Origin of the sequence: Vibrio sp. MED222, assembly GCF_000153005.1 — a bacterium.
GTDB lineage: Bacteria > Pseudomonadota > Gammaproteobacteria > Enterobacterales > Vibrionaceae > Vibrio > Vibrio tasmaniensis_A.
Map to the genome: position 1 here is coordinate 945,365 of NZ_CH902607.1, position 11,688 is coordinate 957,052.

The following is an 11,688-nucleotide window of genomic DNA, read 5'->3' on the forward strand; positions in this document are numbered from 1 at the left end:
GCTAATACCCAATGGCTTTTCGGGCTCTAGGCTGGGAAACAGCACTACGGTGGGATGATAATGACACCAGTAATTTCGAAGATGATTCAGTTGGCTATCACCCAGTGGAACAAAGCGATCTTTTTTACCTTTACCACAATGAATGTGCAGTCGTTTCGCCGCACCATCAATGTCTTTCACGTACAAGCCTACGACCTCACTGACACGTAGGCCACATCCATAACACATTTCAAGTGCGGTCTGATATTTAAGACTTCGACAATGACTAATGATACTTCTTACTTCCTCGCGATTAAGCAGCTCCGGTATTTTACTGGCGCGTTTAATCGGGGGAACCAGTCGCTCTTCAAATTCTCTATTCAAAACGGCACGATAAAAGAACAAGATGGCATTCAAAGCTTGAGCACAAGTACTACTACTTAAGCTCCGCTCTGTGGTGAGCGTACGTAAATACGCACTAATCTGTTGATCAGTGAGTAAATCGGGAGACAGATCGTAAGTAGTAGATAGCTCTTTAACCCAACGTAAATAGCTTGCATGGGTTTTCGGAGAAAAACGGCGAACCGCCATTTCATCGATAAGTTGTTGTCTTAATAAGGTCATGATGTATTCCTTAATCTATGGATACATCATAAGTTTGGTCTATCAGGTAAGTGAGAGGAAAGCCCTCCGCGAAGCGGCTTAGTTCAACAGCTCTTAGACAGAAAAATTCTGCATTTAAATATAGAATTTTTCTATCTAGTATCTTGATGAAGTTAACCATACCCCGTTTTTATGAAAACTAACAGCAACTTAAGCACTACGAGCATCTGCCTGCATCCCAAAACACAGACTTTTTCTATATAGCATGAATTGATGTGCCAAACTGCAATTCATGTATATATAACCAGTTAAAATTAAAATGAAAAAATCACCATTTCTAGCCTATATACAAGAGTATATGTTGGGGAGACACTATGCTCTTCGTACTACACAGGCGTACATTTATTGGATTCACCAGTACATTCTTTATCATGATAAAAAGCATCCCAGAAGTTTGACTTCAAGGCATGTAGAAGACTTCCTGACGCACTTAGTTGTTGATAGGAAGTCAGCACAGAAAACGCAGAGCCTAGCCCTCAATGCGATAGTCTTTCTATACAAAGAAATCGTTCAGGAACCCATTGAACTTGATATGCAGTTTCGCCGTTCAGACAAATCCCGAAAGTTGCCAACGGTTATGACTCCAGAAGAAATTGGCAGGTTCTTTAACCACTGCTCACCTAACTTCAAATTACCTTACCAATTAATGTATGGGTCAGGCCTACGGTTGATGGAGTGTCTACGCTTACGAATGCAAGACATCGACTATGACTACAAATCAGTGCGAGTGTGGCAAGGAAAAGGAGGAAAGAACCGTATAGTGACAATAGCCCCCGAGCTTTTCCCCTCAATCAAGTTACAACAACAGAAATCCGCAGAATACTATCAGCAAGATATACATGATAAAGCTTTTTCTGGCGTATACCTGCCCGACTCTCTAGCTAAAAAATACCCGAGTGCAGAAAGAAGCTTAAATTGGCAATTTCTTTTTCCTTCTGCTCGTCTGGCACCCGATTTACGAACAGGTGAATTACGCAGGCATCATATTCATCCAACAGCGCTACAAAAACACATTAAGGTCGCTAGCCAAAAAGCCGACATTGAGAAAAACATCTCCTGCCATAGTAAAGGTAACCATATAGATTGTTACGTCGCAGCAACTAATAGTAAGTAAGATAATGATTTGGGACAATAAAAAACTCAAATGCCATGTCAGCCCATAAACTACCTCCCATTGTATCAAGTGAAAATAACCAAAGACGAACAAAATATTCTCTCGCGCTAGTATTAATAAGCGATTCTGTAGTGGTACGGTGAATTTGGCCACGTGATTAGCTCATTTCTAATATTTAAAATACATTAATTATGTGACTAACTAGCGGGTGTATGGACAAAAGTGAGCTTCGACAACGTAATTATTAGAAACAGCACAATCATGGAAAGGCGCTAAACTGAGTGACCTGATTTGGAATAGATAGAGTAACAATTCACATGTTCGCTATATAACTACGACATATCCAATAATATGCAGGCATAAGTTTGTTCTAGCACATTGAAAGCAAAATTAACCTCGCATATCATACGGCACACATAATAATAGAGTTGCTTATTGCATTGGGAGCACGAGTTGCAAATTGTTGGTAGTAAATGGTTTAAGGTTGATTTCCATTGTCATTCTCCTGCGTCAGATGACTTTCCTAGGTCTGAGAAGTCGCTTACCTGTACTAGCCGTGAATGGCTCCTTGGTCAAATGTCCAATGAGGTGGATTGTGTCGTATTGAGTGACCACAATACGGGTGATGGCCTAGATGCGATGCGAGCTGAACTGGAAGCACTTAAAGTTGAGCACGAATCAGGTGTGAGTAACGGGTATCGGGACATTGTTGTTATGCCTGCAGTGGAGCTTACAGCTGCAGGGAACGTGCATGTTCTTGCTATCTTGCATGATGACGCTACGTCCTCAACCATTAGTGAGCTGGTGGGCAGTTGCGGGCTTCCTCCCGTTCAAGCCAAGAATCATTCAGTAGAGCTGGCACGAGGTACGCGCGGGATTGTTGAGGCTATCCATGCATTTCCTTCTCCAACTTTGGCCATTCTTGCACATGTAGACAAGGATAAAGGCGTATTCCAGAATTCTAATCAAGGCTCAGTAAGTGCTGTTTTTGATGTAAAACCAGATGCAATAGAGCTAATCGGCGATATGGATGATCTTGAAAACTATCAGAAGATGCTCATCGAGGATCTTGCTTGGTTAAAAGGGTCTGACGCGCATTCTATTGATGAAATGGGACAGGGCTACACCTGGGTTAAGATGATAGAACCTTCCTTTGAAGGGTTAAAGGTAGCACTGTCTGATCCAAAGCATTGCATAAAGCGTGGACCTAAACAGCCACCAGCGATCCCATCGAAACGAATCACTAAACTAACCTTAAAAACCAAGATGTGCCAAAACATCAGTGGTAGCCCCATCAATATCGAACTAAGCCCTTGGTATACCTCCATTGTGGGTAGTCGTGGTTCGGGTAAGTCAACGTTAATAGAGGCGATGCGGTTAAGTCTCCGTCGTGATGAACACCTTCCTCAGATACAGCAAAGCAATATTAATGCATTCAAAGAGGTGAGTCAGAACGGTGCGATGACACCTGACTCATTCGTCGAGCTTGAATACCATAAGGGTCAAGATCAATACAGGCTAGCTTGGTCACCGACAAAGACATCCTTTCAGCACTTCAAAAAGGAAAGTGAGCAATGGGAGGAGGAAGACACCTTCAATACATCACGCTTTCCAGTTTCGATTTACTCGCAAAAAATGCTGTATGAAATGGCGACTAAGCCGAATTCATTTCTGAGCGTGATCGATGAGAGTGATACGGTAAATTATGCCACGTGGGAACAAGAAAAACTGGACCTTGAAACGAAGTATAAACAGCTCTGTTTTGAAGAGCGTGAAGCCCTGCGAACTATCAGCAACCTCATCACCACTAAAGGTAATTTACAAGATGTTGATCGTAAGCTTCAAACGTTAAAAGAGGCGGGATTAGAGTCGCTCCAACAGCTGCTTACAAGCGATAAAGAAGAGTTAGGTAAGGCGGGAGACAGCAAGCAGAAAGTCGATGATTTAATCGAGGGGCTTGAGGGCATTTGTACCGAGAGCACTGCAGGAGATATTGACGATCCAGAGTCCGACTTAGGTAAGTGGCAGCTCGAGGTTAATGAGATTCATGACACCCTGAATGCCGCAGTACTCGCATTAATCGAGGGGGCGAAGGCTAAGTTGGTTAAGTCCACTGAGCAAGCCTATTATCAGACGCTCAAGGGGCGAATTGAGGCTAATTCTGCTGATTTAAGCTCTAAGGTTTCGGAATTAGAAGACGCGAAAATTGATCCCGAAGAGCTGAGTGCTCTTATGGACTCGCAAGCGGAATTGCAGCTTACTCTAAGTAACGAGCAAGGGTTGAAAGATGCCCTTGCGTTGCTTCAAGAAAAAAAAGCTGAGTTGTACGGGAAACTCGTCACGCACAGGGAGAATCTAACCAAAGTCCGTAACCAGTTCATTGAGGAGCTTGGTCTAACGGAACTAAGAATCAAAGTGCTTCCTCTGGCATGTTCGAGTGAACGGTTAGTTAAGGGTTATCAGGCAGCCTCAGGAATTGAAAGATTCGAAAGCCACATTTTTGATGGAGGCACTCCGAATAGCTTATTGTTCGCGATGGAAAACTTGAACAAATTCAATCCTCAAAGCGCGGAGAAGCGATACGCTGAGTTGGAAAAACTAAAGCGTTTCCATATTGCATGTGTCAAAAAGGAACAGAGTGATGAATATGCCTCAATCCATGGCTCACTAAGAGCTCGGCTGGGGCAGCTGCAGGATGAAAGGTTGGATGAATTACATTGTTGGTTTCCTGACGATGGGCTTCAGATTGAGTTCCAAGACTCAATGAAACAATTTCGTCAATTAGAAAGGGCTTCACCTGGCCAAAAGTCTGCCTCGATGTTGTCCTTTTTAATGTCATATGGCGAGGATCCGCTTATCCTCGATCAGCCTGAAGATGACCTAGATTGCGCTATGCTTGCGAGCTCTGTGATCCCTGCGATTTCAAATAATAAGAAACGCAGACAATTGGTTGTCGTCACTCACTCTGCACCTATTGTGGTGAACGGCGACGCGGAGCTAGTGGTAGGGATGCAACAGCAAGCTCAAAGGTTAGAGCCTTACATTTCTGGAGGGTTGCAAGAAGAGGCGGTTAAGTCGTTTATATGTTTCCAAATGGAAGGTGGTGAAAAAGCCTTTAGAACTCGATTTAAACGCATCATAGGCTAGCTAAAGCCAACGGAAAAGCTCACTTTGTGAGCTTTTTAATTCCAATCGTTTAAATCTAGTAGCCAATACATGTAGGATGAAGTGGAGGAGTGAATCTAATCACGTCTAAATCAAATCCTGTAACGTATTGTTTTAGGGTGTGAACTTCATAAATTGCCTAAAGTTATTTTATAATTCTGGCAATATACAACTTCCTACTTATTCGTGCTTCAAAGGTGATTAGCTGTGATTATTGAGCCGGATTAGTTAGGTACAAAAAATGTACACGCATAAATTCTGTAGAATATTTAATCTAACTCACTGTGAGGCAGCTTTGAGTTAAGGGCCCCAGGTACACTAATGCTAAGTGATCTTTGTCCTGCATCGCCCGATGTCGAAACATCGCTGGACAAAAGCAAGTTAGCTGTATTGCTCTAAAACGTTTCGATCAGATTAGGAAAAGTATACTAAAAATAAAGATTTCATCGTTTTATATAACAAAATCACTTATGTCTATATAATTTAGCTAGGGATAATCGCTACCCTAGTATATATATGCAACAATGCATAAAGGTACCAATGTAACTACCAATTAACTCTCTGTTGGATGGAGTTAATTATAGGATCATATGTACCTCTACCATAACTACGTATAACTGCATTTACTTTTGTCGCTTCGCCAATAACTTCCCGAATTTTTTCAGTTGCCGAATGTGAGGCGATGACAAGCCATCCATTTGAACAAATATCATCCATTTTAGGTGGTTGTCTAGAAACAGGACCGTCTTTCCAATAGATGCTTTCAACCATTACATCACCTTTCTCATTAATCCAGCGAAACAACCCTTCATCAGAAATAGACCAACCTAGATAAAAACCAATAGATGGATTTAACGCTAACCATTCAAGACCACCATGATCAATGTAAGCACCTGTGCCATAAATCACCAACGATGGTTCATCAGTAAGAGTTATTTTTGGGTAATCGCTTGCAGACCAATACATCATACTTGGGAATAAAGCAGAAGGTGAGGAAACTTCTGCATCGTAATTCCATTCAGGATGACAGACTGTAGACATACGAACCTCCGACGGTATATCCCAATCTAACCAGCTCCAGGTTGTAAGTTCACCAATAATCTGTTTTTCAGTGTCTATACGATCAACAAATTGTGTAATACCTTGTTCAATATCTCCCAACCATTCATCGTGATTATGAGATATATCTTTTGCTTTCGGTACAACAATACGCTCAGGCCTAATAGCGGGCTCTAGCTCCAACAACAATTCATCACTACGTTTGAAAAAATTTCGCAGAAGACCAATTCCTTGAAGAGGTATTCGCCCTGCATCCAATAACTCGCATACCACATAAGAGAGTGCTAGCTTTGCCACTTTTGGTCTCAGCCTGTGATAGGTCAGCTTGAGTCCAACGCCTTCCAACCAGTTTCTATAAACTTCCTCAGCCTGCTTATTCCATTCATTCTCTGGAATCAAAGTTTTCATAAACTCACAAACTCTGTAGGCTAAATTCTCAAACGGTACGTTTGACATATCAGCCACAAGCTTTGCTTCAGTTATCAAAGGCCTAAGCAACTCTATCGGGTCATCAACATCAGGAAGCGTTTCCCCAGGACGGATAGCTGAAAAAGGAATGGCTTCCTTTTTATTACTTATTTCTGGTAAGTCCAATTCGTATATCAAAGGTAACTTTGATCGTTCATGTGGAGGTAGCCTACCTTCGATTTCTAGCCTATTAGACAAATCCAAGGCAATCATCCTCACACTAAAGTCTTCCGACGCACAGAGCGAAGATATTTCTCGCTCAAATTGAAGAACAAACCCTTTGAAATTCTTTGCCAAGCTACTTAACAAAGACACTACTTTTACCTGCGTCAATCCAATTTTGTCTATTCTATTAGCTACTTGCCTAAGAATCTCTGGCCAATTTGTTTTAATTTCAGCCAAATCAACGATTGCCTGATGAGCCATAACCCCTAATTCAGGAATAGCAACATCAAGCATATCGAAAGCAAACTCAATGAGTAAACTAGCACCGTTCTTCTCACCAATGTCATCTAACAGTGCCATTGGCTTCTCAGCACTGTGTTCAAAGGCATCTAGCTGGTATGCATGTTCTTTGATTTCTTTCCAAATGGGCAAGACATCTTTATCCTCAAAGAGGATATCGACAATTTCTTGTAAGTTCCAAATTAAACTGCTTGGATACCTATATTCACCAATATAATCATCAACTAAACAAGCGAGCGCTTTAGGTCGCCACTGTTTAGCATCAATTTCAACAAGAGCTCTAAATATCGACAGCCTAGTTCCCCCATCCCAATGCAAGTCCCAACCTTTAGCATCCGAGTTCTCGAATAAACCTTCTAATAAACTGTTCGCTTTATCCACTTCACCATGTGAAGACAATGCGCAAGCAATACAAGAAACAACATTATTATCAGGCTTAACTGGCTTTAATAGCTTATAGAGTTCCTCTAATTGAGGGACACTCATACCTTTTAAAAAAGGTTGAATTAAGTTCATCCAGTGGAAATAATCAACGGATTCCACAGATCGAAGAAGTTGAAAAAGGCTTTCAGAAGAATTTACTTTCAACTGAGCCTCTTCATATGTAAGTTTTTCCCCGGTATTTATTGTCAGAGAAGGCTCATGGGTAACATGCTTTTCTTGGGGTGTAGAAATCGCCATTGATGCATAAAAACTATTGTCTAACCCCGCATCCCTAACGCCAAGCGCTACCCCTTCTAACCACGAGTAACGATTTGAAGGTAATAAATGTGTATTGATAGATGCAATAAGCTCTTCTATCTCATACGTCATACCATCATCAGAAGATTGACAGCACCGAGACACTAATTTTTTAGGCAGATCAGAAGGGTTGTACTCTTCGAACGGGATCAGCAGCTTTCTCGCCATCACAGATATTTCTTTCAATGGTGGACTAGAGCCATCAAGCATTCCAGACAGCAACCCTGTTAGACCCGGAGCATAATCAAGCCCTTTATGATCGAATAACCACCTCAGGAGCTTTAAACCATATCCCGGATTCCAACGTGTGGTCATAGTGATGAGATCAAGTCCTGCTTCCTGCGTACCACGACCATTTCCCGACTGTTCCAAATCTACTAACGCCAAAGAAAATCGACATATTTCACCGTAGGCTAAGTCGGGATATTGACTGATCAACTTACCTAACCACGATACCCAATGGGAAAATTGCCTGTCTTTCCTATGATAAATTCCAAAAGAACACTTGAAGATTTTTGGTAACAGGCTAGAAGCTCGATCTGGTTTACCTATCTTTGACCACATTATAGAAAGTTCATAGTACTCAGATATTTTGGAGTGAATGTCGTCAAAATTGAGGATCTCTTTTTCGATTTGATCCAGTACGTCAACTAAACCATCCCTGCCATATCCTTCCTTATACAAAGTGAAGGCAATTTCTCTGCGCCAGCCAGTCGGCCAATACCGTTTGTCCCAATCTTTTCTAAACGCATCGGCTAAAGCTAAAATACAATCATGTCCATGTTGAGCAGCAGCGCTTATTGCGAAGTTAAAGTAATCAACAGCGGCTGATTCGAACTCATACCACCCAATCCAATCCCTTGTTTGATCATAAGGCTTTCGTAACAATTCAAATGATGGCTTTATCTCCTGAACAATAAAACTTGGTAGCAGCTTCTCTCCAGCCCAACCCCGTCCCCAAATGCTTGAAAACCTGACTAAAGCACGTTCAAATAAGACGTTTCCTGTATACTTTTTTTCGCTTTCACTTGGAACCACCTTAACAGGATCAACATCTTGTCCCAGGGCAGCTCGTAGTCTGTTAAGACGAATTCTATCTGCGAATAGACTTAGGTTCTTCCATTGGCCATGAACACCATATTTATAAAGTTTTGGCTGTTCAGAATATTCAAACCATTCTTTAGCTTTTTCTACACTTCCATTAGATCTGTAATCCAGTTCAGCAACCAACAACTTTTCTGAAAAATCCAAGTCATTATTTTCAGACCAATCAATTACAGCCTCGAATGCGGTGTCTATCAAAGCCAATGGATATTGGCTAATGCATATGGAGACACATAAATCTATAAGACGATCAAAGTGCTTCTTTTTTTCTGACAAGAAATAGAAAAGCTCAGTTATTTTTTCTTCGTCTTTTGTTTCATAGATTCCATTGACCAACCGTCTCATTAAGCGAGCATGTAGGTCTTCATCATTTTCACTCCATGATCCCACACCATCAACTTCACACTTCGTTTGGTGTATAGTTGAGACAAGGTCGCCTAGCGGCATGAAATAATGAGCCACATCAGCCCATCGTTTCAAATCTTCAGCTCCAACATGATGCGGATCAATAGCGTCTCCACCTGACAAGTAACTTAGCGGCTCAGCAGATTCAAAGACCCTTTTAGCTTCATTAAAGAATTTGTTCTCAGCTAAAACTTTAGAAAATTTGAGTGCTTCTGAATCACTTGCCCTTAGCAGCTCACCATCGAATATGTAGCTAAGCGCTGAACTTACCCCCTCCGATGAAAATAAGAGTTCAAGTACATCAACCTCATTAAGGGCGTCTCTTCGCTCTCTAAGCTCACTTTCAATGAAGAGACATCTTACTACGGCAAGCGGATCATTTAGCTCCTTAGCTGACAATAGAACAGCGTCAATATCATCTGTTAAACTCGAAGTATTCCGAAGATTAAAGAACTGGTCTCTAAAGTAACCTTGAGTCCCTATATCAATTACAGCTTCCATCTGCCGAGCATTAAAAAGATGGTAAACCGCCTCCCATCGCATTGGGTCATTATCCTCAGACGATTGAATACAGTGTTTAGCTAATACCTTGTGATATTCGATATTCTTTGAATCATCTAAATTACCAAATAGGTTTCGGCTCGTTTTATCTAAAATAAACTGTCGAAAACTGTTATGAAAAAAGCGCCAATTTACATCACTATCCTTCTTAAAATAGTGGGCTGCACTTGAAATAAAAGCGCGAATAGTTGAATGATCAGACCATTTCTCAAGTACGTGAGTATTTATTGGCACTCTCAATCTTGACAATAACGCAAGCAAGTCAACAAGCTTCTGATTACTCTCTATTTGTCGCCAATAAACTGAATAGCTTTGCTCAATATGCCCTTGGTAAAGAGGGAAATTATCAATAGCTTCATCATAACTCTTACCCGACCCGCCAGTAATAAACTGCAGTAAATAAACCAAAGATAGTGGGTGCCCCAATGACTTTTCAAAAATTTTCTTCTTATTATCACCTGTTAGTTCGGAACAGCCTGGCCATTCGTTTATGGCTGCATAGACATTTGTCCGAGTAAGAGGAGATATAGCAATGGTTCGACTTTCATGGCTAACATGCTCCTTTATCGTATCAGAGAGATCGTTCAGCTCTAGCGTTTGACTACCTAGAACAAATATCACTCCATCAGGTACGGTGTTCGGGGGAGGCAAATCTGACAACAAACTCTGTAATGGGTTTTGCTCTCGCTGAATATGATCTAACCCATCAACCATGACGATGGTGGTTACGCCATCATTTTTCCATTTATCATGGGCTTGTTGAAGCTGCTCTCCTAACAATGATAGGTACTCTTCTCTTGAGCCTGGCTGCCCAGAGCTTTCACCACGAAAGCCGTGATTTCTTAGCGATAAAGTGATGTCATGAAGAAAAGTAGTCGCTTCACCACGCCCTTGGTAGGTGCTATCGGGCACATATGCGTAATATCTAACTAGTTTATATCCTGCTTTATACTTTAAAGTATGAGTAAGCGTTGTTGACTTTCCTGAGCCAGGGCCTCCAAGCAATGCGATATAGCCCTGTGTGGTTTGTAATAAAACATCAGATATAGAACCAACAGTTTCTTCAATTTCTTGATAAGTTCGATCGATAGGAAATTCATGAATAAACTTATGCTTAAACCTATGACTCCAAGCCAACCTATCTAACATATCATCTTTGGAGAGCTCAATAATTCGACGTTCACCTCCCGCCATTTTCGTCAAAAGGTTATATATCTTTTCAATATCTTCTTGCTTTCTTACTTGTCCCTGATTAGTAATAGGGATATCTGCTGGTCGCTTATAGTTGAATTCAAGCTCACAGTTGCGAATGAAATTCAAAAATTGGTCATCACTAAGTTTTGACCGTTCCTGTAGATCCAACAGTGCCTTATGCCAGCACACAGATACAGTGTCTAAGCCAGTTTCACACCATCGTCTATCTAACCAACATTCTTTTAAGAAAGATTGAAAGTGAGCATGTTGAGGAACCGTGTCGCCTAAAGGGATTTGAGCGTTAGAGCTTGAACTAGGTACTGATTTATGAAGCAAATTAACTTTTACAATTCTATCTTTATTATTTGTACTTAAGTGCTTCCACCCCTCTGAAAGTTGCCTGAAAAGGCTCAGCTTCTCATCTCCAAGCTTTGTCGAACTATCCCTTACAAAATCTGCATAGCTAATTGTTCCAGTGTATTCCGCCCACTTCACCTGATACGCATCAAGCTTACCAGTAGTCGCAATCAGTATGTCATCCAAGCTTCCAGCATCAGGATCGGCGACTCTAAACCATTCAAGACTTCCATCAAGCAAAGCTTCATATATTAAGCCTGCTGCTATTTCATACTGCGGAACATACCCCAGCATTGCAGTACGTTCACCATCACCTGAATTAATACTAGACACGATAAAAATGATTCCTTAAAAACAGTGTTACACATTGAGAGAAACGCCTTAAGCAGCCTGAGGGGTAGAACTCTTTAGCT

General features: G+C 41.3%; 3 protein-coding genes and 1 pseudogene. 2 read left to right on the forward strand and 2 right to left on the reverse strand.

Going from position 1 to position 11,688, the window contains the following annotated elements; genetic code table 11:
- Positions 1 to 603: phage integrase N-terminal SAM-like domain-containing protein (locus MED222_RS10760; protein WP_009847102.1), on the reverse strand; the 603-nt coding region annotated here is incomplete at its 3' end.
- Between the two features lie 298 nt (positions 604 to 901).
- Here MED222_RS10760 and MED222_RS10755 point away from each other — a divergent pair.
- Positions 902 to 1,708, forward strand: a pseudogene (locus tag MED222_RS10755) (integron integrase); the annotation flags it as partial.
- 501 nt (positions 1,709 to 2,209) lie between these two features.
- Positions 2,210 to 4,903: an anti-phage protein Ppl gene (gene ppl, locus MED222_RS10750; RefSeq protein ID WP_157044856.1), complete on the forward strand. Its 2,694-nt coding sequence runs from the start codon at positions 2,210 to 2,212 to the stop codon at positions 4,901 to 4,903.
- A 564-nt stretch (positions 4,904 to 5,467) separates the two neighbouring features.
- On the opposite strand, the gene MED222_RS10745 is transcribed toward ppl, so the two are convergent.
- Positions 5,468 to 11,608 carry a hypothetical protein gene (locus tag MED222_RS10745; protein ID WP_009847105.1) on the reverse strand — a complete coding sequence of 2,047 codons (6,141 nt, stop codon included), beginning with the start codon at positions 11,606 to 11,608 and terminating at the stop codon, positions 5,468 to 5,470.
- Between the last annotated feature and the right edge of the window lie 80 nt (positions 11,609 to 11,688).